A 23,625-nucleotide genomic window follows, 5' to 3' on the forward strand; every position below is an offset into this window, starting at 1 on the left:
GGGCAGGTAACGTTTTTAAAGCGAGAAAATCATGTTGATCAAAAATCGAATTGCAAGTGACCCGAAATCTTTTGAGATTACGCCCAAATCCACCTATCTGGATCGCCGGACGTTCTTGAAAGGGGGCGCTGCTTTGGCCGGGGCTGCTTTATTTCCCTGGAATGTAAATGCCGCCATGCCAATGAAATTCGAAAATCTGGTGAAAAGCCCCTTTAGCACTGATGAACCTGTCAATAAATATGACGATGTCACCAGCTATAACAATTTCTATGAATTCGGCACGGGCAAGGACGACCCCTACAATAATTCCGGCGATTTCAACAACCGCCCCTGGACGGTGCAGGTCGATGGTCTGTGTGATAAGCCCGGCACATTGGATATTGATGACCTGCTGACCAAATTCCAGCAGGAAGAACGGATTTATCGCATGCGCTGTGTAGAAGCCTGGTCCATGGTAATCCCTTGGGTCGGTGTGGAACTGGGATCAATCCTTAAGAAGTTCGAACCCAATTCAAAGGCCAAATATGTCGAATTCACCACACTGGTTGATAAAGACCGTTTCCCTGGTCAGAAATATCCAACTATCCCCTGGCCTTATACAGAAGGTTTGCGTATGGATGAAGCCATGCACCCGCTGACTTTGATGGCGACAGGTATTTTTGGGGAAGAACTGCCAGCCCAAAATGGCGCACCCCTGCGTCTGGTGGTGCCTTGGAAATATGGTTTTAAAAGCATCAAGTCTATCATTCGCATCCGTTTTGTTGATAAAGAACCCCGTTCCACATGGATGCAGCAGGCCCCGGCTGAATATGGTTTTTATGCCAACGTTAACCCGGCGGTGGACCACCCGCGCTGGTCCCAGGCCAAAGAACGCCGTATTGGTGAATTCTTCCGCCGTCCGACCTCCGCCTTTAATGGCTATGGGGAAGAGGTTGCCCATCTCTATAAAGGGATGGATTTAAGGAAGTTCTATTAATGGCCCGCAAGAAGAAAATTCCGGTAAAGCCCTTTGTCTTTGTTGCTTGTCTTGGGCCTGCCCTTTGGCTGGTCTATGGCACCTTTAATGGTTTACTGGGCGCAAATCCGATTGAAACCATCTTGCGTGACCTGGGCGATTGGGCGTTGCGTTTTATCTTGTTGGGTCTTGCCATCAGTCCGGTGCGCCGGGTGACAGGCTGGGCCTGGGTGATGCGCTATCGCCGCATGATCGGGCTTTATGCCTTTTTCTATGCCTTCATGCATCTGGCGATCTATATCGGGGTGGATCATTTCTTTGATTGGGCGACCATCGGGAAAGATATCGTCAAACGTCCCTATATCACCATCGGTATGTCGGCCTTGTTATTGCTGATCCCACTGGCGGTAACATCACCAAAAGCCATGGTGCGCAAGATGGGGGCGGGGCGTTGGAAGAAATTGCATAAGCTGGTTTATCCCATTGCCATTGCAGGCGTTGTCCATTTCTTCCTGCTGGTCAAAGCCGATGTGCGTGAGCCTTTGGTTTACGCGGCCATTCTGGTCGTGTTGCTGGGGGAACGTTTGTATCGCAAGTACCCCCATATGCTGCCGTTGCCATCAAAAAAGGCCATGAGCTAAATTCTCCCAGAGAATAGTTGTTGCAAATAATTATTAATTGCGTTATTTAGCCTCCATCAACAATGGAGCGATCAATGCAGGTTAATCAGACTCAAACTTATGTAGATTTAAACGAGACCTTGGCCCTACGGATCATCCGGTCCTGTCCAAAGGCTTTGCAGGGAAGCGGGTTGGAAGAACGTCATTGCGCCGATATTTGCCGTTTTAAAAAGAAGCTGCAAATGTCATCGCGCAGACAAATTGAACTTTATTCGCAAAATTATCCCTCCATTTCCGGTGACGAAAGATGCCTGATCAACGCCATGGCTGCGGCACAATCGGGACATCAGGATATAGTCCGCCAGTTCCTGAACTGGTTATTGCCTCATTGGGCGGTGGATCAGTTTGAAGAAGACTTGGGGAATATTGCAGCTATCTTTAAGGAGATTGATATTGATCTGACCCTCAAATTCACCACCCCTCCAGCACGCCGCGAAGTTGCAGGGCTTTATGCGGTGATTGGATCGAATCGGCTGTTTGATGGTGTGGCCTGATCCGGGTTTTATCCCTTTCTCACAGAAACTCGGAAAATTTGTGTGGGTATGGGCTAAATGTAATCATTAAAAAATATGACACATTAACATGAAATTTATGATTCAATATGTAACGCTTTGAATTTATAGTTCATAAGATTTAAATTTTTAAAAATAATATTTCAAAAAATCTAGGTTTCTCGACCTTTTTCACGTAATTTTGCCCCTGCTAAAAATGGTGAATTATGTAAGACAGGTTGGAAAGCATGAATGCAATTGTAAAAGCCCACGCTCAGACCAAACATCTGTTGTCCGGGAATGAAGCGCTCGCGCGTGGCGTCTGGGAAGCCGGTGTCAATGTGGCGACCGCTTATCCCGGCACACCTTCAACGGAAATTCTGGAAAATCTCGCACTCTATCCTGATATTCATGCCCAATGGTCGGTGAATGAAAAGGTATCTCTGGAAGTCGCCATCGGGGCCTGTGTTGTGGGGTCTCGTGCTTTCTGTGCCATGAAACATGTGGGGGTAAATGTGGCCTCCGATGCGCTGATGTCGCAAACCCTTGCCGGGGTGAACGGCGGGTTGGTGATTGCGATTGCCGATGATGTGGGCTTGTCTTCCTCACAGAATGAACAGGATTCTCGCTTCTGGGGGCGCTTTGGGCATTTGCCGATTTTGGAACCATGCGATAGTCAGGAAGCTTACGAGATGGGCATTCGCGCGTTTGAACTTTCTGAACAGTTTGGTGTGCCTGTCCTGATCCGCATGACGACGCGGGTCTGTCACGTTAAAGGAATTGTCGAAGTTGGGGAACGTCAGACCTATGAACATAAAGGCTTTCTGGATGATCCGACCAAATGGGTCATGGTGCCTGCCAATGCAAAGAATCTTTTAAAGACGCAGGGCGAACGCGACATCATCCTGAAAAACTATGCCAATGAATGTGACCTCAACCGCATCGAAGAAGGATCAGATACGCGAGTTGGTTTTGTGACGTCTGGTCCGGCATATCTTCATGTCAAAGAAACTTTCCCACATGCCTCTATCTTCAAGATGGGCCTGTCCTGTCCGGTGCCGATTGAGAAGATCAGACGCTTTTCTGAAACAGTGGACAAGCTGATTGTCGTGGAAGAAACCGAACCTCTTGTGGAAACAGAATTGCTGGCCGCAGGTGTTCAGGTGCACGGTAAAGATATTCTGCCAAAGACCGGGGAACTTAGCCCGCTCGTGATCGAAGGACCGATCCGGAAATTGCTGGGGGAAACGGTGGAAGAACTGGAAGATGACGCCATGCCTGTCTTCCCACGCCCACCCACCATGTGTGTGGCCTGTCCGCATCTTTCGCCCTATTACTGCCTGTCCAAAATCCATAAGAAAATCCGCATTGCTGGCGACATTGGATGCTACACATTGGGCGCTGGGCATCCGTGGAAAGCGCTGGATACGACCACCTGCATGGGCGCATCGATCTCTATGGCGCTCGGCATGACGCTGGGGGCATCGGATGAAGATAAAGACAAGCCTGTGGTGGCGGTGATCGGTGATTCCACTTTCCTACATATGGGACTGCAGCCGTTGTTGGATGTGATCTATAACCAGGGCAATGTCACGGTAATGTTGCTGGATAACCGTACCACCGGGATGACAGGCGGGCAGGAACATGCCGGCACCGGCTTTGATATCAACGGGAACGAGGCCCCGCGTGCGGACTTTGTTAAAATTGTTGAAGCTGTTGGTGTAAAGCCGGAACGAATCCGCAAAGTAAACCCCTATGAAATGCCAGAGATGTTTAAGGTCATCAAGGAAGAGATCAAACAGAATGAACCTTCGGTCATCATTACAGATCAGCCGTGCGTTTTGACAGATCGCTTTGTGAAGCATGAGCCTCTGGAAGTGATTGATGGCTGTACGGGCTGTGGTAACTGTCTGTCTACTGGGTGCCCTGCCATTATCGTGACGCACCGGGAAACCGAAACGCGCAAATCCGGCAAGGAAGTTGAAAAAGCCTTTGTGAAAATTGAATCCATCGCCTGTACGGGCTGTGATCTCTGCGTCAAGACATGCGGGCCGGATGTGATTAAACCGATCAATTTCAGAAAGGAGTTTATCGCATGAGAAAGGAAACAGGGTTGACCAACATTCTGGTGGTTGGCATTGGTGGTCAGGGTGTGATGACGGCGTCGGAAGTCTTGGCCATGGCCGCAATAGAATTGGGCATGGATGTTAAAAAAACCGAAGTTGCAGGCATGGCGCAACGCGGTGGCGTGGTGACGTCACACGTGCGCTTTGGCAAAAAAGTTCTTTCCCCGGCGATCCCGAAAGGGCAGGCCGATTTGATCGTTGGCTTTGAACCTGCTGAATCCATGCGCTGGTGTGACCATCTAAAAGACGGCGGTGTTGCCATGGTCAATACCTTCCGCATCAAGCCGCCCGTGGTGAATGTGGGCTTGTTTGACTATCCCGATGACCCAATTGCGGAGATGCGCAGGAAAGGCACAGAAGTTTATGATTTTGATGCGGGGGCCATTGCGCTGGAACTGGGAGAAATGCGATTGGTGAACACCATCATGATGGGCGCGATTTCAGAACATTTGCCTTTTGATGCAGAGATTTTAAAGACTATCATTGTGGATCGCTTCCGTCAGAAAAAGCCGGAACTGGCCGAGTTGAATGATCGGGCGTTTGAGGCAGGCAGGGACGCTGCCGCGAAGTCAGCACAAACGGCAGCGGAATAGAAAAAGGGAAGGCCTTTTGGTGCCTTCCCTTTGTCCTTTTACTTTTGCGCGATAAGCTGATCCAGCAGGCGGACCACATCTTTGGAGGCCTCATCCACTTTTTCCAGCATCTCCATCGCGCCATTAATATCACCTGCGTTATAACGACGTACCGCTTCGATGCCACATTCATGGACGACTTCATGGGGCGGTTCCAGTTCTTTATAGGCAGCTTGCGCTTGCTGGCTCGCCCCTTCTGCACCGTAGTACCATTTACCCAGGCGGCAGTTTTTATGGCTGGCAAGTTCATCAGGGTCCAGACTTTCCAGACCAACCATCATATCGGCGAGTCGTTTTTTCCAGACGATATGGTCGGACTTGGCAATCCGGATGGATTTGTTTGGAATGTCAAATTCACTAAGTGCAGTGATCTGTTCGGCAATCAATTTCACCACACTGTCTGTTGCTCTGATGCTGTGGTTGATCGCATCCACATTCTCGCCCGTTGCTGTGGCGATGGTGGACACATTACCCGAAACTTCAGTTGCAACCGCATTTTGCTCGTTCAGGATATCTGAAATATCAGACATACGCGCCGATGTATTGTTGATTGCGTCACTGATGGAATCCATGGATGCCACAGCCGACTGCATGGACGCTTCACCGTCTGAGACTGCCTTGGCACCTGCGTTCATAGACGTCACGATGCCGCCGATCTCTTCGGTTAAAGCCTCGATAGTATTGCGGATTTCATCTGTTGCGCGTGCGGTTTGTTGCGACAGGTTCTTCACTTCCCCTGCTACAACCGCAAAGCCTTTGCCAGCTTCGCCTGCACGGGCAGCCTCGATCGTTGCGTTCAGGGCCAAAAGGTTGGTCTGGGTTGCGATCTTTTCAATTGATTGCACCATTTCTGCGATGTTTTTTGATGTTGCGACCAGAGATTCTACACGTTCGGATGCCTGACGCACGGCACCGGAAACGCGGTTCATGTTGCTGGCGGTTTCTTCGATGGTGGCGCGACCGATTTGGGTTTGTTCTTCCGCACTTTGTGCACTGGCTACAACCTCATCTCCATTTTGGCTGATGGTGGAAATGCCTGTGGCCATTTCTTCAACCGCAGCCGCAATTGACTGGGCCTGTGTATTTACATTGCCAAGTGAATTCATCATGGAGGCGTTTTCGATGGCTACTTCGTTCACAGCCATGGAAAGAGTGATATTTTTATCCATTAGACTATCGGCAAATGCGTTGGATGAGGCTTTAGCTTGTGCTTCGTTGGCAGCATGTGCGTAACTGGTGATTGCCAGTTCAATATCCATCAAGACAGCAGCTGTTACAGCCCGGATCAGGGTTTTGCAGTTCTTTTTGTTGCCGCATGCTTCCAGAATATAATCTGTCAGCTTTGTCATAATAAAGGTATAGCCACCGATATAAAGAAAAGGTGTGATCCCGATTTTCTCGTGGATTTTGCCAATTTCAATGCTGCGTTTTGTATAGGTATCGTCGAATTTGCCGGAAAACAGGTTTGCCCAGTGTTCCGCCTGGACCTTTTTCAGGCCATCAATGGTTTTCCCCTGAAATTTTTCGGTTGAGGCGGGATGACTGGTCACAAAATCATAAAAATCATCCAGAATTTTAGGAACAGCCTTCATCAGGGATGCTTTATTGTCTCGCAAAGCTTCCTGTCGTTCTGAACCAATTTGGTAATAACTTAATCGTTCTTCAAACGTAATTTCTTTTTGCATTTCAGAACACCTCCAATATGTTCGATTTTTATGCAGGAATTTATCAGAAGCCGCTTATAAAAAACATTAGGGAGAATTACTTAGGGATTGCACGTTTCTAAAATTAAATGAGCAATGGTTGAAGTGACCATTGCTCATTTGATCTTTTTATCAGCCTTTTCGGACTTGTGTCAGGAAATCATCTACCTGAGCGCGAAGGGCTGTGGCTTGACTTGACAAGGCTTCTGCCGCGTCAAGTACGTCGTTGGCGGCCTGACCATTTTGTTGTGCACTTTGGACAACCTGCTCCATATCAGTGGAGGCATCTTGAGTGCTGTGCGCTGCAGATTCAACGTTGGTTGCGATCTCCTGCGTTGCAGCCCCTTGTTGTTCGACCGCAGCAGCAATGGCGGATGAGACTTCATTCATGTGGTTAATCATGTTGGAAACTTCATCAATCGCCGATACCGCATTGTCGGTTGTGGATTGAATGGTCTGCACCTGGGACGAAATTTCATCCGTGGCACTGGCTGTCTGATTGGCAAGGTTCTTAACTTCACTTGCCACCACCGCAAAGCCCTTTCCAGCCTCACCCGCACGTGCCGCTTCAATGGTTGCGTTCAGTGCAAGAAGGTTGGTCTGTTCGGCAATGTCGGTAATTAGGTTGATCACCTGACCGATCTTGGTTGCTGCTTCTGCCAGTTCCTTCATGGTGTTGTTGGTGCTGTCGGCCTGTTGAACGGCTTGCGATGCCATGGTCGAAGATTCCGCCACCTGACGTGAAATCTCGTTGATGGAATTGCTGAGCTGTTCGGCCGCAGAAGCCACCGTCTGCACGTTGGTTGTCGCATTTTCCGCAGCTTGCGTTGCATTACTTGCACGCTGCTGGTTGGTGGAGGCAATATCATTCATGCCTCTGGCTGTTGATTGCAGCTGGCTGGAGGAAGAGGCAACGGAATTGACCACTTCGCCAACCTTGCTTTCAAAATCAGCCGCCAGTTCGTTGCGTTGAGCTTTTTGTTCAGCTGCCACACGTTCACGATCTTTTTCACGTTCTTCATTCAAACGTTGGGTCTCGATCAAATTGGCTTTGAACACGGCCAACGCATCGGCCATGGATCCGATCTCATCTTTCTGATTTTCTGGAATTTCAACGTCCAGGTCACCGTTACTTAAACGCCCCATCGCGCCGACCATATTGATCAGTGGATTGGATATTTTCTTGGTTGCAAAACCAATACTGATGACGATCAAGATACCGCAGACTACGGCCAGAATGATGAAGTTCAGGTTACGGGTGGAATGGAGTTCATCCAAAACCTTGTCTTGAAAGAAGTTGCGCTGGCTGGTTGCTTCGTCTGTCACGTCCAGTAACAGGTCTTCAAGTACCTTTGAGGTATGATTGAGCGTGTCCTGAATGACGCTTTGACGCGACGCTTCTTCATAGATGAAGTTATTGGCCGCACTGTCGGCGCGTCGGTTGGATAAAAAGACAACGCTGCGTTCGTTTGATTCTGCATAAAGGTCAAACATGCGTGGCAGGTTGGCTGCAGTGCGCACAAGGAAGCGAAGCCGCTTGGCCTGCGTGGCGCCGATGGGCGTTTTTTCATCCACCATATTGTTTTTCTTCATCGTGCGATCAAGAAGACTAATGGTGCTTTGCAGACCATCAAAAGTTTCTGCAACGCTGTCGCGTAACTCGCGCGTTTTTTTGACGGCAAATTTATTGCGCTGAAGGATGCTTTTCTGATGAAAGGCATTCAGCTTGAAAAAGTTGTCGCGAACATTGACCAGTTCATCACTGACAAGATTGCTGGCGTTTAACAGTTTGTCGGTTGTTTGCGCCTGTTTGTTCAATGTTTCAAGCGTGTTGTCAAACAGGTCACTTGTCTTGAAACTGACAGCCAGATTCAACCCGGCCATTAAAAGAACGGGCACAACGCCCAGTAGGATGATTTTCAGACCCAGACCTGCTTTGGATTTTGGGGTCTCTTTTTGCGCGATATCGTTCATGGAAACCTCCTTTACCATTGCAATGACTGAATTTGACGATTGACCAGACCCAGCTCATCAAACACCGTTGACGGGGTTTGTCCGGCTGTTTCCGGTGGGATCATCAACTTGTCTTTCGCTCCGGCTGTAACTTTCATGGAGGAAAGTTCCGCCAGGCTGTAAAGCAGCAACTGCTGGACATCGACAGCGGTAATATTCCTTTTCAGCCGTTCTGGCATGATAACACCGCCCGGAATATTAAAATCCGGCTTTTTTGTCAGCCCCTGTAGGCCTTTTAAAGCATAGAAGGCAAGGGAGTAATCATCAGCAGGTTGTTTGCCAATGGATTTGGACGGGGCTTCAATCACAGCCGTTTCACCCAGGGCAATGCGGATATATTCGATTTCCTGCACGATCATTTTGGCATTGTTGTATACCTCGTTTGGTACTGTTTCAGGAATGCCAAGCTGGGTGATCATGGTCTCTGCTTTTAAAAGATTCTGATAGACCTCTGTCGGTGTCTTTCCATCCACGACTTTCGCTGTCGATTTAAAATCTGACAATCCATAGGCTGTGTTGAAGTCGGTCAGTTCTTTTAAAATGGTCTTTGTCACATCCATCACGTCTGCGGGCATGACCTCGCGTACCGGTGGGGGTGTGATGGTTGCTGTTTCCAGATTGTTGATCCGTTTGAGGACCTGAATTTTGGTTCTGATATTCAGCGCTTGCTGGATGACATGACGCGGCAGTCGATCTGGAATGTCCAGTTTGGTGTTGGACAGGTCCGGCAAGGACATGTTCGCATCATGCATTCTGTTTAACTGGGCAAGAATATCTTCAGTCACTTTAAAAACCTGACTGGGGGTTATTTTTTCTTCCGCCTGACTTGCCGTTGTTAAAGTTATGCCTATCCCTAGAATACAGACACACAAGGCAAGCATCTTCGTAAGAGTGCGATTAAGCATTCTCGTTCTCCGCTTTATGGTGCTCCCTACGGTTTCTTTATTGTCGCATTTCGATTTTGTTGAATGCGTTAATTGTTTTTGAAACCTATGCTTGGCAGGTTACGCTTTTATTGGCGCGGAGGGAAGATTCAAAGCGAATTGACGGCTTTTATTTTGCCAAAAAAGGAAAATAAACCAAAACCATGCTCTTTTTCGAGGAAATGTCCTTTACAAGTGCTGTAAAAAAGCCAATTTCTGATCTCTTTGTAGGCATACAAAAGCACTATAGGTTAGGCTTGGTTGGCCTCTACGACTTCACGGCGAATCTTGCGGGTACGTTCAAACAGTTCTTCCAGTTTGTCGCCTTCACCCCAGCGAATGGCCCGCTGCAGGAAAGTAAGGTCTTCGGAAAAACGCTGCAGAATTTCCAGAACGGCTTCCTTATTGTTCAGGAAAACATCGCGCCACATGACTGGGTCGGATGCTGCAATCCGGGTGAAATCGCGAAAACCGGAAGCAGAGAATTTGATGACTTCTTTCTTCAGGTGATCGCCCAGATCATCTGCGGTGCCCACAATGGTGTATGCGATTAAATGCGGCAGGTGGGACGTAATCGCCAGTACCATATCGTGGTGTTGGGCATCCATCATTTCGATCATGGAACCTGCGCGTTCCCACATTTCCCGAACTTTGGCGACGGAAGTTTCGTCTGTACCCGCAGGTGGGGTCAGGATCAGCCAGCGGCCATCAAACAAGTTGGCAAATCCGGCTTCCGGGCCGGAATGTTCTGTCCCGGCGATGGGATGGGCGGGGACAAAATGGACGCCATCAGGCAGATGTTGGGAGACATCATGGATGATGGCTTGTTTGACAGATCCCACATCACTGACGATCGCACCGTCTTTCAAGCCCGGGGCAAAGGCGGCTGCCACTTCGCCACACGACCCCGGTGGTGTGCAGATGACAACCAGGTCGGCATCTTTTACAGCCTCGATAAAATCACCTGTGGCTTCGTCAGCAAGGCCAAGGTCAATGGCTTTGTCACGATGGGCTTTATTAATGTCGCAGACGGTGATGTGACGTGCGGATTTTGTTTCACGCACACTGCGCGCAAGCGATGATCCGATCAGTCCGATCCCGATCAAGGTTACACGTTCAAAAATAAAGCCATCGTTTGACATGGTTACTTACTCATAAATTCTTTCAGGGCATCCATTACGGCCAGCATTTCTTCTTCGGTCCCGATGGTGATACGCAGGCAGTCGCCCAAACCATAAGATGCCATGGCACGCACGATGATGCCCTGTGATCGCAGGAATTCATCTGCCTGACGTGAAGACTGATTGGTCTGATGGGGGAAACGCACAAGCGCGAAGTTGGCATAGCTGGTGGTACATTCCAGCCCGAGCTTGCGGCATTCCTCTTCGGTCCAACGCAGCCATTTTGTGTTGTGCTTGCGGGTCTTGGCGACAAACAGTTCATCATCCAGGGCCGCTTCGCCAGCCGCCAAAGCCAGGGCCGTGACGTTAAACGGGTTGCGCGCCCGGTTTAACACATCGGCGATTTCAGCGGAACTATAGGACCAGCCCAGACGCACACCGCCCAGACCATACATTTTGGAAAAGGTGCGGGTCATGACTGTGTTGTCGGTGCTGCCTGCCAGTTCAAAGCCAGCATCATAATCTTCTTCGGTCATGAATTCAGCGTAAGCCGCATCGATCACCAACAGGATATCATCACGAAGACCTTTGCGCAGGCGGTTCATTTCCGATTTTGGAATATAGGTACCTGTCGGGTTATTCGGGTTGGCGACAAATACAATGCGGGTTTTATCCGTTACAGCCGCCAACATGGCATCCACATCGGTGGTCAGGTCGGTTTCCATTGCTGTTACAGGCGTGGCGCCGACGGATTTGGCTGCGATGGGATACATCAGGAAGCCGTGATCGGAATAAAGTACTTCATCACCCGGACCTGCATAGGCACGACATAGAAGGCCGAGGATTTCATCCGATCCTGCGCCACAAACGATGCGGTCTGCATCAATGTTGAATTTGTCTGCCAGTTTGTTGCGCAGACGGGTTGCCCCGCCATCAGGGTAACGATGCTGGGTGTCAGAAGCGTTTTTCATGGCTTCCACGGCACTGGGTGCCGGGCCGAAGGGGCCTTCGTTCGAAGACAGTTTAATAATACGGTCAACATTTTTAAGGGCAGATTCACCGCCTTTGTACGGGGTGATGTCCATAATACCCGGACGGGGTGTGAGAGAACTCATTTTTAAATATCCAGTTTAAGCGTCCTGGGCTAATTCTTCGGCTGTAAACGGTACAGCATAGCCACCGAGCTTTTTCATTCCTTTAATCTGCGCTCCGGATTTTTCAGCGAATGTTTTCATCTCATCCATATCGGATGTCAGAATTTTGTCGCTTTCAACCAGGAAGAGCCATTGATCACGCAAGGACTCATCATACCATTGACCCTGAACAACCACATCCAGACCGCAGTCTGCGAGGGTGGATACAATGGTGCGCGTGCTGATTTCTTTGTCAAATTCAAGCGCTGTGTAGTAGCGTTCATTGTCCGTGTGGTCATCTGACGGCAGGCCAATGATCAATGCTTCTTCATAGGTGCCGCGGACTTTTTCAGTTTGAGCCACAGGCAGGCGCGAGAGAATTTGCGGGGTGTTTTGTGCATTTGAATAGAGATGTCGCCACCATGGATTCGAATCGGCTGGTTCCGGTACAGGCAGAACACCGATGGCGGCATCTTCATTTTGCACAGCGCTGATCACACCATGTAAAGAGGCATGGGATGTCATCGGCGTCTGTGATCCATATTGATCACGCGCGAGATCCCAATATGCGGCTCCCGGTTCTGGCATATAGACAGCCATGGCCAAATGACCTTGCAGTTTTAGATAAGCAGACATAACTTCACGCCAGATGCGCACCAATGCGCCCTTGGGGAAAGGTCCGCTGTGGCGTGCGATCAGGCGGCGCAGCACTTCGGCTTCGCGACCCGGGCGCAATTTGATGCCGTCTGCGCCTTTGGCAGCGCGGACATTTTCAACCACCAACGCACGTTCCATCAACAGGTCGTGGATGGTGTTGTCAATGCGGTCAATTTCGTTACGTAAGCTCGCAAGATCTTTTTGAGACATGATCACTATCTATTTTGAAAGGTTATATTTGCACTAGGAATAATCCGAAAGTGCGCCAAAGGCAAAGAAAACATTGACTCAATATGTCATGAAGCCTAGCTAGGGTCAGGACATAACACTTCGTAAAGAATATTTGTGCCATAAAAGCAGTTATGAAGACAGAAACAAACATATCGGCTGACCCGAATGCAGAAGACTTTCCCACCGAGCGTGTGATCCTTGGGAAAGACAAACCTTTGCGCCTGGATTGTGGGGCGGAACTGGCGAATTTTCCGCTGGCATATCAGACCTATGGCACGTTAAACGATGATAAAACCAACGCGATTTTGGTGACCCATGCGTTGACCGGGGATCAGTTTGCTGCTGGTACCAATCCAGTGACCGGAAAGCCCGGCTGGTGGACGACGATGATTGGTCCGGGAAAGCCCATCGATACGGATCGTTATTTTATTATTTGCACCAATGTATTGGGCGGCTGTATGGGTACCATCGGTCCTGCCTCCATCAATCCTGAAACAGGCAAAGCCTGGGGCGTGGATTTTCCGGTGATTACCATCGGTGATATGGTGCGCGCGCAGGCTTTGCTGTTGGATGAAATTGGCATTGAGACGTTATTCAGTGTCATCGGCGGGTCTATGGGTGGTATGCAGGCTCTGGAATGGGCAGCTGCTTATCCGGATCGTGTTTTTTCCTGTGTGCCGATTGCGACCGCTGCCCAGCATAGTGCGCAAAACATTGCGTTTTACGAAGTTGGGCGTCAGGCCATCATGGCAGACCCGGACTGGTGCGCGGGTAAATACCTGGAAGAAGGCAAGAAACCGCGCGCTGGTGTGGCTGTGGCCCGTATGGCGGCGCACATTACGTATATGTCTGAAGCCGCGCTGACCCAGAAGTTTGGTCGCCGTCTTCAGGATCGTGAAAATGTCACCTTTGGCTTTGAAGCGGATTTTCAGATCGAGAGTTATTTGCGTCATCAGGGCAGCACCTTTGTGGAACGGTTTGATGCGAATTCGTACCTCTATGTGACGCGGGCTATGGATTACTTTGATCTCGCGACCTCACATGGCAATGGCAAGCTGGCTGAAGCGTTCAAGGATACGGAAATTCGTTTCTGCGTGGTTTCTTTTTCATCAGACTGGCACTATCTGCCCGAAGAAAGCCGGGTAATTGTGCGCGGGCTTACAGGGGCAGCTGCCAACGTATCATATGTGGATGTGGTGTCTGATAAAGGGCATGACGCTTTCTTGTTGGAAGAACCGGAATTCACCAAAGTTCTGAATGGTTTTCTGGAAGGGGCCGCGCGCAGAAGAGGGCTTGAGCATGAATAAGAATATCAAGTCGATCCGTGTGGACTTACAGGTCATTGCTGATCTGATCGAACCGGGATCACGCGTGCTGGATGTTGGCTGTGCGGATGGCCAGCTGCTGGATTATCTGGTGAAAGAAAAGAATTGCCAGGGGCGGGGGTTGGAAATCAGCCCGGAAGGCGTGAACGAATGTGTGGCAAAAGGCCTGTCTGTGGTGCAGGGTGATGCAGAAGAAGATTTGGGTTATTACCCGGACAATGCATTTGATTTTGTGATCTTAAGCCAGACCCTGCAGGCAACCCACCATCCGGACCAGATCGTTCAGGACCTGTTGCGTTTGGGTAAACATGCGATTGTGTCGTTCCCAAATTTCGGGCATTGGCGGGTGCGCAGTTATCTATTTTTTAATGGCCGCATGCCAGTCAATAAAACGTTGCCTTATCAATGGTATAATTCACCAAACATGCATTTCTGCACCATCAAGGATTTTATCGTGATGTGTGATGAAATGGGGGTGACCATTGAACGGTCCATCGCGTTGGATGCGGCAGGGCAGGCCCACCGTGTACGCACCAATCTGTTCTTTGCCAACTTGTTGGGTGAACAAGCCGTTTTCCTATTGCGAAAGAACTAAGGTGCTGGCATGGCGAAAGAGCTTGTGAAGTAAGCTTGATCTGTCAGGCCATAGTGATACAGCACATCCTTTTTGATTTTCTCATAGGTACCGCTTGCTTTAATATCGCGAAAAGCTTGGGCTAAGGGTTCAATCAGGTGAGCCTTGGATTTGTGCAGATAGACGTACATTTTCTTGACGGCAAAAGGTGGGCTGACGGGATAGACTTGCACACCAGCTTGTTTTGCGATGTAGGTACCCTTATCCAGCGTATGCATGGCGATGTCGATCCGTTTGCTGGCAACCATTTTAAACAGGTCTTCGCCTTTGCCACCTGAATGATGTTCTGCATCTTCCCCAAAGGTATTGGCATAGATAGCCCAGCCGCGAGGGTAGTGGATTTTCATTGCCCCGGTGTTCAACCAGTCTTCAATATGCATGTCAGGTTTAGCGGCAAATCCGACAAAGCGGTCAATCAGCATGACTTCGGGGACGCGGATCAGATTGGGATAGTATTTCTCCAGCCCCTCAATGCGGTGCAGTTCTCCATGGGTTTGGCCTGAATTGGATGACACCAGACTGCGTTTGGCGGGCTGATGGCGAAACATGATTTTTATTCCAATACGCCGTCCGGCTTCCGTCACGATGTTTTTAAGATAGCCCGGCTCGTTATCCGCCCCGGAGACGGGCGGAATGGCAGGGGTGGAAATGATTATGGTTTCTGCCAACACAGGCGTTGCACAGCCGATCAGCAGCCCAAATAGTACAGCTGATGTCTTGAACATGTTTTATTCTCCCCAAATCTACCCACAGTTATGATAGAGCATTTGGGGCTTTTCGTCATTTCTTATTGAGAATTTTTTGATTGTGATGGCTGGTCCAGCTTTGTCTGCTGGGCAGGGCCACGATGGGGCGACGTCGGGCACGCGCGGGCGTTCCAGTATTGGCAGCATAAATCTGCTTGGTGGCTTCGATCAGGCAAACTCCTGCAAATCCGGGGAAAAATCGCCGTCCAATATTTTCCCAGGCAGGCGCAGATCCTAAAATCATGCGGGATTTTGATGGTGGTACAAAAAGCGCGTGATCAGATCGTAAGGGGGTGAACATATTGTCACGCAGCAGGTTATTTAGCTGTCGTGGTGAATAGGGCCGACCAAAACCAAAAGGCGTGCGCTCCATGCGTGCCCAGACACCGCGACGATTGGGCACAACGATCAGAACTTTGCCGCTGCCGTTTAAGACCCGCCAGGCTTCGCGCAAGAGGCTGCGCAGTTGTTCAGTGCATTCCACCGCATGAACGATCAGGACCCGGTCCACACTGACATCATCTAAAGGCAGGTCGGCTTCATCCACCAGGGTGGTAAGCGATCGGTTTTCATTGGGCCAGTGCAGCACGCCTTGCGAAGATGGCATGAAAGCAAGGGTGCGTTCTGCATCACTTCTGAACAGCCCCAGATAAGGCGTGGTATAGCCAAGCCCCAGAATTTTCATGTCTTTACAGTCCGGCCAGAGCGCACGGATACGGCGTCGGATCATCCGGCGCGCAACCCCGCCCAAAGGGGAGCTGTAAAAGTCTCTCAAATCGACAACATCCATCCACATATGACGAGTTTAGCCTTGTTAATTAACGATGTCAGTTCCTGATTTTACTGTTATAGTCGTTAAAAATTGGTGTTTTTTCAGGGAAGTAACATGGCTGCCTTACAAATTGAACAAGTCCCCGTCCTGTCAGACAACTATGTCTATCTTATTTATGATCCTGACACGAAGGCTTGCGCCTGTGTGGACCCGGCAGTCTCTGCCCCCATTAAATCCCGGTTGGATGAGCTGGGCTGGCGACTGACCCATATTTTCAATACCCATCATCATCATGATCATATCGGTGGCAATTTGCAGCTGAAGCAGGCTTATGAATGTGAAATCGTGGGTGCCGCCATTGATGCCAACCGGATTGACGGGATTGATACTGAAGTGCGCGAAGGTGAGATGTTCCAGTTCGGATCAAAACACTGTCGCATCTTTGAAGTCCCGGGCCATACCAGCGGTCATATCGCTTACTGGTTTGAAGAGGATGAAGCGCTTTTCTGTGGGGATACATTGTTTGCGCTGGGTTGTGGGCGTTTGTTTGAAGGCACGGCTGCCCAGATGTGGCACAGTTTAAGTAAATTCAGAAGCCTGCCCGATGACACCCGTGTCTATTGCGCCCATGAATATACCGAAGCCAACGCCGAATTTGCCATCACGGTTGATCCGGAAAATGCTGCGCTGATCAGTCGTCAGGAAAAGATTAAAGAGATGCGCGCCGAAGGTCTGCCAACCGTGCCCTCCACCATCGGGCTTGAAAAACATACCAATCCGTTTTTACGTGCAGAGGAAACATCCGTCCAAAAGGCCGTTTCGCTGATTGGCAAGGATGCCGTTGACGTATTTGCAGAAGTGCGCCGCCGAAAAGACAACTTCTAACGCAATGAAAGGATCAGAATAATGAAATTATGCTATTCCCCGACTTCCCCTTATGTCCGTAAAGTTATGGTCAGTGCCCATGAATTGGGTTTGATCGATCGGATTGAACTGGTCGCAACAAACGTGTGGGACCCTGAAACTGATATCGGCCTGACCAATCCGTTGGGCAAGGTGCCTGCGTTGACATTGGATGACGGGCATGTGGTTTATGACTCTCCGGTTATCTGTGAATATCTGGATGAACTGGTACCTAGTGTTGTCTTGTTCCCGGCGCCTGGCAAAGCGCGTTGGAAAGCGTTGCATTTTCAGGCCTTGGGCGATGGCATTACGGATGCGGGGATTTTGCGCTTACTTGAAGGACGTCGTGATTCAGCTGAACAATCAGCCAAATGGATTGCGCGTCAGACAACGGTGATGAACCGGGGGCTGGATGCACTGGAAAAAGAAATTGATGAGCTTTCTGGCGGGCCGTTGACCATTGGTCAAATCTCGGTTGCCTGTTCGCTCGACTGGATTTTATTTCGTAAATTGGAAGACGATTTGTTTGCAGGACGTCCACGTCTGAAAGCCTGGTTTGAAGCTTTTGCTGAACGTCCTTCAATGAAAGTGACAGAACCAAAAGAATGACAACTGCTGATGAATTGATCGAAACCCTTGGCCTGCAACCGCATCCGGAAGGGGGCTATTATAAAGAAACCTTCCGCGATGAAGATGGGGCTGGTCGTGGGTCCTGTACAGCGATTTATTATCTGCTGAAAGAAGGTGAAAAATCCCACTGGCATCGCGTGGATGCGGTGGAGATGTGGCACTGGTATGCCGGCGCTCCGTTGGAGCTTTTTATCAGCCTAGATGAAAAAAAGCTCGACACTGTCCTTTTGGGTAACGATATCCAAAAAGGACAACGTCCCCAAGGCGTTGTCCCTAAAGATGCCTGGCAGGCGGCTAAATCCTGCGGGGCGTGGACTTTGGTGGGCTGCACGGTTTCGCCTGCCTTTCAGTTTGAAGGATTTGAAATGGCCGAACCTGGGTGGGAGCCAAAGTAATGTTACGACCGGGCATCACAAGAGAAAGGCTGGCTGGGCTGTGTTTGCTCGGTATTCTTTTGTTCAGCCCGGGGTTGATCGCGATTTTTGATCGCGGGGCGGATGCGACCCTTTTGGGTGTGCCTGTTTTGTTACTTTATCTGTTTGGTGTCTGGGTTGCTTTGATTTTTATAGCGGCTGTTTTGGTGGTCCGACGACAGATGGATGCGCCGGAACCTGTTGATCTGGAGGAAGATTAACAGTCATGCTCAGTAATATTACCATCTTTGTCGCCTCTGCGGCCTATCTCGGCCTTTTGTTTGCCATTGCCTATTGGGGGGATCGCAGGGCCGAACAGGGTCGAAGCCTTCTCAAAAATCCAACCATCTACGCTTTATCTATTGCGGTTTATTGTACGTCCTGGACTTTTTACGGCAGTGTGGGGCGTGCGGCCTCCACCGGGGTCGGGTTTTTGCCGATTTATCTCGGGCCGACGCTGACATTCCTGTTGGGCTGGTTTGTGATCGGTAAGATTATGCGGATCAGCCGCAAGCATCGCATTACCTCTATTGCCGATTTTGTTTCTTCGCGCTACGGGAAAAGCCACGTTTTGGGTGGGCTGGTGACGGTTATCGCGGTGGTCGGGATCATGCCCTATATCTCGTTGCAGCTGAAAGCCGTTTGGTCGAGTTATAATGTGTTGGTTGGAACATCTCAGGTCACGCCGGACGGTTTGTGGGATGACAAGGCGTTGTATGTCGCTTTGCTCATGGCGGCCTTTACCATTGTGTTTGGTACTCGTCATATCGATGTGACGGAGCAGCATGAAGGCATGGTGACCGCCATTGCCTTTGAATCGGTGATCAAGCTTCTGGCCTTTATGGCGGTGGGTTTTTTTGTCAGTTATGGCATGTTTGACGGGGTGTCTGACATCTATTCCCGTGCCGCTGCCAATGAAGATTTAGCTAGCCTTCTAACCATGAGCAATGCTGAAGGTAACTGGATTACCTTGGGTATCCTCGCCATGGTGGTTGCAATCTTTCTGCCGCGCCAGTTTCAGGTGATCGTGGTTGAAAATAATGATGAACGTCATCTCAATTATGCCATCTGGATGTTCCCGCTCTATCTGTTGTTGATCAACCTGTTTGTGCTGCCGATTGCCTTGGGCGGTCTGCTTTATTTTACCGATGGCGGGGTGGATGCGGATACGTTCGTTCTGGCTTTACCGCTGGCAGAAGGAAATCCCTGGCTTGCTCTGTTCGTCTTTATCGGCGGGTTGTCTGCGGCCACAGGCATGGTGATTGTGGCGGCGATTGCGCTTTCGACCATGATCTGTAACGACCTGGTGATGCCGATCCTGCTGCGTTATTTCAAGGAACGTCTGGAAAAACGCCGGGATATGAGCATGCTGTTGTTGCTCATCCGGCGTATGGCAATTGTGATGATCCTGATGATGGGGTTTCTTTATTATCGCCTGATCGGGGAATCTTATGCACTGGTGACCATCGGTCTCGTTTCCTTTGCTGCGGCTGCCCAGTTTGCGCCTGTGATCCTGGGTGGGATTTACTGGAAAGGGGGCACTCAACGCGGGGCCATCGCCGGGTTGCTGGCAGGCTTTATGGTTTGGGGTTACACGCTGGTTCTGCCCTCCTTCGCCTTATCCGGCTGGCTGCCGATTTCCTTTGTAGAAAATGGCCCGCTGGGCATCGCGCTTTTAAAACCCTATGCGCTTTTTGGGATGATAGAATCAGACACGATCACCCATTCCATGTTCTGGTCCATGATCGCCAATATTGGTATGTATATTCTGGTTTCCCTGTTTGATCGACCCAGTGCTATTGAACGTATTCAGGCTACCCTGTTTGTGGAAGTGGATCGACAGAATGCGCTGAACCAATCCGCAGGCTTTTGGGGTGCACAGGTTCGGGTCAAGGAACTGCGTGATCTGACGGCACGTTACATCGGGGTGAATGCCACGCTGACGGCTTTTAGTGAACATGCGATCCGGCGAGAGATCGATACGGAGCATTGGGTGATGGCGGAACCTTATACAGTGCGTTTTTGTGAACGTTTACTGGCAGGTGCTATCGGGTCAGCCTCTGCCCGTGTGCTGGTGGCGTCTGTGGTAAAAGGTAAAGGGGCCAGTCTGGATGAAATGCTGGAAATCCTGGATGAAGCGTCTCACGTCATTGAATATTCCCATCAGTTGGAACAGAAATCCAATGCGCTGGAAGCAGCAACGGCGGAACTGAAACAGGCAAATGCTCGGTTGCGTCAGCTGGACCGTTTGAAGGATGAATTTTTATCACATGTGGCGCACGAACTGCGCACGCCACTGACCTCCATTCGTGGCTTTACTGAAATTCTGCATGCCAATCCGGATTTACAGTTTGACCAACGCCAGCAGTTCTTAGGCGTGATGGTTGAAGAATGTGAACGCCTGACCCGTCTGATCAATCAGGTGCTGGACCTTGCACGTATTGAATCCGGTCGGGAGACCTGGGACATTGGCGAAGTGGAAATGCGCGAGGTTATCCAGCATGGCGTTGAAACGCTGGAAAAAGAATGTGAGAAAGATAATGTCAAACTACAGGTGGACGTGCCGAAATATCTCTCCCTTGTGATGGGAGATAAAGACAAGCTGACGCAGGTGATCATCAATCTGGTTTCCAATGCCCAGAAAATCTACAAGGGTGAAGGCGGCGAAGTTCATATCGGACTGACAGATATGGGCGATCATGTGCGCGTCAGTGTGAAAGATTTTGGCCCTGGCCTGCATGAAGATGAACTGGAACTGGTGTTTGAAAAATTCTATCAGGCCAAACAGATCGGCACAGGCAACCCGACAGGTTCTGGCCTTGGTCTTGCCATCTGTCAGCGCATCATTGCGCATCTGGGCGGCAAAATCTGGGTGGAAAGCACCTTTGGCGAAGGTGCAACCTTTTATTTTACCGTGCCGTTAAGTGATCGCGCGCAGACGTAGATATCTCGTCATTCCTGCGAAGGCAGGAATCTGTTTTCAGCGCTGGTGAGACCCCTGCCTTTGCAGGGGTGACGGGAGTACAGAGCAACTAAAAATAAACAATCTTCTCACGCACGCGGCCTTCGCGCGCGGCATCTATTTCTTGTTGTTCCAGTACTTTCCAATTATCGAAATCAACCGACATGACGCCGCGCTCAGACAGGAGCTTGTCCAGACCCGCCGGGCCTTCCTTGTCGCTGGCGTCTGCAAAATCTTCAATGGCGCGTTTTGCCATTTCCATGGATTCTTTACGGTTGGTCGGGATGGTGCCTTGTGGGCCATGTTTTGCCCAGCCGGAGACATAGACACCGGGAGTCACAATACCGTCGGTATTTTTAACGATGGTGCCGTCCATGGGCAGACCTTCAAAGGCCGCGGTTTCGTATCCGATGGCAGAAATGACGGATGAGGCTTCAATCTCAAAGGTTTCGCCCGTACCACGCACTTTACCATCGACCAGATGGGTGCGTTCCAGTTTGATGCCTGTCACACGGTCATCACCAAGAATGGCAATCGGTTTGGCCCAGAACTGCATGTGCAGCGTTTTGTCTTTGCTGCCGCGTTCTGCACCAGTGAGTTCTTTCAGAATTTCAAGATTCTTTTCTTTGTTCTTCAAGGCTTTTGGATCGTCATCGACAGGTGTTTCTGTCAGGTCATCATTCAGGATCACCGGGTGACATTCCTGAAGGTGGCCCAGCTCGTTCGCTTCTGATGGCGTAAAGGCCGCTTGTGCAGCCCCCCGACGACCCACCATATAAAAGTCGGCAACATTGGCACTGCGGATTTTTTCTTCTGCGTGAACGCAAAGGTCGGACCCTTCCATTTCATCAGAAGATTTCGCGAGCACACGTACGATATCTATAGCCACATTGCCATTGCCGATGATAACGACACCTTTTGGGCCAAGAACCGGGGCGAGATCGACGAAATCCGGATGGCCGTTATACCAGCCGACAAATTCAGCGGAGCCATAAACGCCTTTCAAATCTTCACCCACAATGCCCATCTTGCGATCTTTAGACGCCCCGATGGCGAGGAAGACGATGTCATAAAGGTCTTTGAGTTCTGCAAAATTGACATCACGGCCGATTTCTACATTGCCAACAAAGCGCACATTGTCATTTTGCATGGTGCGTTCAAATTGACGGGTGACATTTTTGGTGCCCTGATGATCCGGGGCAACGCCCGCGCGCACCAGCCCAAAGGGCGTGTGCAGACGGTCAATAATGTCGATCTGACAGCCTTTCAGTTTTTTGGCGAATGTGTCAGCGGCATAGAATCCACTGGGTCCGGAACCGATGATGGCGATTTTGGCACTCATAGGGTGACGATCTCCTCATTTGGGGCCGCCTCGACAATGCCTTCCAGACCGCCAAAGCGGTTGAAGAAATAGGGGCTGGCATCGGGCAGGGGCCCTTCTGCTGTTTCCAGCAGGCTTTCAAGATGTTTCTCCGCACTTGGGGTGCAGAGACGATAAAGATTGGCGCACAGGGACGCGGCGGTAGAACCGGGCCAGTCTGTGTGCAGAAGTTCATCCGGCAACATGGGGTCGCGCAGCATGATGCGGCGATATTCATGGATCAAAAGGGTGCGTACCAAAAAGGCGCTTTCCGGATCGATGTTCGTTTCGCTGCTTAAGGCATGATAAAGCGGGCGGAAGGCTTCCAGAAAATTATTGTAATCCTTGGACAGCAGATCCAAATCCCAGCTGCTGTGCACCATATTACGGTGTGGTGCTGTGCCGGATTGGCGATCTGCGCGTGCGGCCATGGTGACCACCTGATCGGTTACATTTAAATCCTGAATGATTTGACGCACCGCACGGATGTCGGCTGCCGGATGGGCAAAAACGTTGGGCGATACAATACCAAAACCAAGCCATTCGAATTCTTTGCGTAACTGATCGCGCACGTCTTGCGTCAGGTTGGATTTATTGGCAATGACCATCAGCCATTCCCCGTTCCAGGACTTTTGTGGGGAGGCATAGATGCGACGGTGCGCGGTTTCAAACCGACGTCGTCCAATTTCGGTCAGTTTATAATAGCTGCGTCGTCCAATCTGGTTGGAGGTCAGCCATTCATCTTTTGAAAGACGAAAGACGGCAGTGCGCACCATCCGTTCAGACAGACCCAGGGGTTCGACCAGATTAATCAGGCTGCCCAACCAGACCGATCCGCCATGGGGCAGGATCGCGTCACCATAAACAGTCACCAATAATGACTTGGCGCGCAAGGTTGTCTTGTCGCGTAAATCAATGATTGCATCATGAATTTTTCTGTTTCTGGTCATTGGTCTTCGGCCTTTGTCCTTAAGCTTGGGGGAGGAAATCTAAGCCACAGTCATAGCACATGCAGCCGTTGATTTCAGCGTTATCTCCACCGCAGGCTATAATAGTTACCGTTTTTAACTATGTCACGATAAAAAGTGTAACATATTATGTAACGTATCAAATGAAATAATTTTTTCAGATTGTAGAAGCTTGAAATATATAAGGGTTTATATGGGTTTTATGGCTGCTTTTGGAAAGGGCAAGAAAAACCGTTTGACGAAATTA

The 23,625-nt window shown here is 50.0% G+C and carries 22 protein-coding genes; 12 read left to right on the top strand and 10 right to left on the bottom strand.

Features of this window, described 5'->3' with window-relative positions:
- Positions 1–31: 31 nt before the first annotated feature.
- From msrP to RYZ26_RS07855, 5 genes are all read left to right on the top strand, one after another.
- Positions 32–976: a protein-methionine-sulfoxide reductase catalytic subunit MsrP gene (msrP, locus tag RYZ26_RS07835; RefSeq protein WP_317682628.1), complete on the top strand. Its 945-nt coding sequence runs from the start codon at positions 32–34 to the stop codon at positions 974–976.
- Positions 976–1,596: a protein-methionine-sulfoxide reductase heme-binding subunit MsrQ gene (msrQ, locus tag RYZ26_RS07840; RefSeq protein WP_317682629.1), complete on the top strand. Its 621-nt coding sequence runs from the start codon at positions 976–978 to the stop codon at positions 1,594–1,596. The genes msrP and msrQ overlap by 1 nt, the downstream gene beginning before the upstream one ends.
- A 74-nt stretch (positions 1,597–1,670) precedes the next feature.
- Positions 1,671–2,129, top strand: a complete 459-nt coding sequence (locus tag RYZ26_RS07845; RefSeq protein WP_317682630.1) for a hypothetical protein — start codon at positions 1,671–1,673, stop codon at positions 2,127–2,129.
- 245 nt (positions 2,130–2,374) lie between these two features.
- Positions 2,375–4,225, top strand: coding sequence for a thiamine pyrophosphate-dependent enzyme (locus RYZ26_RS07850; protein WP_317682631.1), 1,851 nt, complete (start codon positions 2,375–2,377; stop codon positions 4,223–4,225).
- Entirely contained in the window at positions 4,222–4,845 is a 624-nt protein-coding gene (locus RYZ26_RS07855; RefSeq protein ID WP_317682632.1) for an indolepyruvate oxidoreductase subunit beta, read from the top strand. Before RYZ26_RS07850 ends, RYZ26_RS07855 begins: the two co-directional genes overlap by 4 nt.
- Before the next feature lie 38 nt (positions 4,846–4,883).
- Here RYZ26_RS07855 and RYZ26_RS07860 read toward each other — a convergent pair whose 3' ends face one another.
- The 6 genes from RYZ26_RS07860 to RYZ26_RS07885 form a co-directional block, all read right to left on the bottom strand.
- The gene (locus tag RYZ26_RS07860) at positions 4,884–6,569 is read right to left on the bottom strand and encodes a methyl-accepting chemotaxis protein (protein WP_317682633.1); all 1,686 of its coding nucleotides are present in this window, start codon (positions 6,567–6,569) and stop codon (positions 4,884–4,886) included.
- 150 nt (positions 6,570–6,719) lie between these two features.
- Complete coding sequence (locus RYZ26_RS07865; protein ID WP_317682634.1) at positions 6,720–8,561, bottom strand: methyl-accepting chemotaxis protein; 1,842 nt, start codon at positions 8,559–8,561, stop codon at positions 6,720–6,722.
- A gap of 11 nt (positions 8,562–8,572) precedes the next feature.
- Positions 8,573–9,385 carry a hypothetical protein gene (locus RYZ26_RS07870; protein WP_317682636.1) on the bottom strand — a complete coding sequence of 271 codons (813 nt, stop codon included), beginning with the start codon at positions 9,383–9,385 and terminating at the stop codon, positions 8,573–8,575.
- A gap of 389 nt (positions 9,386–9,774) precedes the next feature.
- Entirely contained in the window at positions 9,775–10,665 is an 891-nt protein-coding gene (locus RYZ26_RS07875) for a prephenate/arogenate dehydrogenase family protein (protein ID WP_317682637.1), read from the bottom strand.
- Positions 10,666–10,667: 2 nt separating this feature from the next.
- On the bottom strand, positions 10,668–11,759 hold the full coding sequence (gene hisC / locus RYZ26_RS07880) for a histidinol-phosphate transaminase (RefSeq protein ID WP_317682638.1): 1,092 nt from the start codon (positions 11,757–11,759) through the stop codon (positions 10,668–10,670).
- A gap of 15 nt (positions 11,760–11,774) precedes the next feature.
- Positions 11,775–12,644, bottom strand: coding sequence for a chorismate mutase (locus RYZ26_RS07885; protein ID WP_317682639.1), 870 nt, complete (start codon positions 12,642–12,644; stop codon positions 11,775–11,777).
- 152 nt (positions 12,645–12,796) lie between these two features.
- Between RYZ26_RS07885 and metX the strand changes: the two genes are divergently transcribed.
- Together metX and metW are read left to right on the top strand one after the other, a co-directional pair.
- Positions 12,797–13,972 (top strand): homoserine O-acetyltransferase MetX, encoded by a 1,176-nt coding sequence (metX, locus tag RYZ26_RS07890; protein ID WP_317682640.1) that lies wholly within the window; start codon positions 12,797–12,799, stop codon positions 13,970–13,972.
- Complete coding sequence (gene metW / locus RYZ26_RS07895; protein WP_317682641.1) at positions 13,965–14,585, top strand: methionine biosynthesis protein MetW; 621 nt, start codon at positions 13,965–13,967, stop codon at positions 14,583–14,585. Before metX ends, metW begins: the two co-directional genes overlap by 8 nt.
- On the opposite strand, the gene RYZ26_RS07900 is transcribed toward metW, so the two are convergent.
- Together RYZ26_RS07900 and RYZ26_RS07905 are read right to left on the bottom strand one after the other, a co-directional pair.
- Positions 14,582–15,349 (bottom strand): transporter substrate-binding domain-containing protein, encoded by a 768-nt coding sequence (locus RYZ26_RS07900; RefSeq protein ID WP_317682642.1) that lies wholly within the window; start codon positions 15,347–15,349, stop codon positions 14,582–14,584. The two genes, metW and RYZ26_RS07900, sit on opposite strands and share 4 nt — an antisense overlap.
- A gap of 55 nt (positions 15,350–15,404) precedes the next feature.
- Positions 15,405–16,166: a class I SAM-dependent methyltransferase gene (locus tag RYZ26_RS07905; RefSeq protein ID WP_317682643.1), complete on the bottom strand. Its 762-nt coding sequence runs from the start codon at positions 16,164–16,166 to the stop codon at positions 15,405–15,407.
- Between the two features lie 90 nt (positions 16,167–16,256).
- Here RYZ26_RS07905 and gloB point away from each other — a divergent pair, with 90 nt between their 5' ends.
- The 5 genes from gloB to RYZ26_RS07930 are packed head-to-tail and all read left to right on the top strand — an operon-like array spanning position 16,257 to position 21,032.
- Entirely contained in the window at positions 16,257–17,027 is a 771-nt protein-coding gene (gene gloB / locus RYZ26_RS07910; RefSeq protein WP_317682644.1) for a hydroxyacylglutathione hydrolase, read from the top strand.
- A gap of 21 nt (positions 17,028–17,048) precedes the next feature.
- Positions 17,049–17,654: a glutathione S-transferase N-terminal domain-containing protein gene (locus tag RYZ26_RS07915; protein WP_317682645.1), complete on the top strand. Its 606-nt coding sequence runs from the start codon at positions 17,049–17,051 to the stop codon at positions 17,652–17,654.
- Positions 17,651–18,070, top strand: coding sequence for a cupin domain-containing protein (locus tag RYZ26_RS07920; RefSeq protein WP_317682646.1), 420 nt, complete (start codon positions 17,651–17,653; stop codon positions 18,068–18,070). The genes RYZ26_RS07915 and RYZ26_RS07920 overlap by 4 nt, the downstream gene beginning before the upstream one ends.
- On the top strand, positions 18,070–18,309 hold the full coding sequence (locus tag RYZ26_RS07925; RefSeq protein ID WP_317682647.1) for a hypothetical protein: 240 nt from the start codon (positions 18,070–18,072) through the stop codon (positions 18,307–18,309). The genes RYZ26_RS07920 and RYZ26_RS07925 overlap by 1 nt, the downstream gene beginning before the upstream one ends.
- Positions 18,310–18,314: 5 nt before the next feature.
- Entirely contained in the window at positions 18,315–21,032 is a 2,718-nt protein-coding gene (locus RYZ26_RS07930; RefSeq protein WP_317682648.1) for a sensor histidine kinase, read from the top strand.
- Between the two features lie 88 nt (positions 21,033–21,120).
- On the opposite strand, the gene RYZ26_RS07935 is transcribed toward RYZ26_RS07930, so the two are convergent.
- Together RYZ26_RS07935 and paaX are read right to left on the bottom strand one after the other, a co-directional pair.
- Positions 21,121–22,392, bottom strand: coding sequence for an FAD-dependent oxidoreductase (locus RYZ26_RS07935; RefSeq protein ID WP_317682649.1), 1,272 nt, complete (start codon positions 22,390–22,392; stop codon positions 21,121–21,123).
- Entirely contained in the window at positions 22,389–23,360 is a 972-nt protein-coding gene (gene paaX, locus RYZ26_RS07940; protein WP_317682650.1) for a phenylacetic acid degradation operon negative regulatory protein PaaX, read from the bottom strand. The genes RYZ26_RS07935 and paaX overlap by 4 nt, the downstream gene beginning before the upstream one ends.
- Positions 23,361–23,625: the final 265 nt, after the last annotated feature.

This window comes from Terasakiella sediminum (assembly GCF_033100395.1).
GTDB lineage: Bacteria > Pseudomonadota > Alphaproteobacteria > Rhodospirillales > Terasakiellaceae > Terasakiella.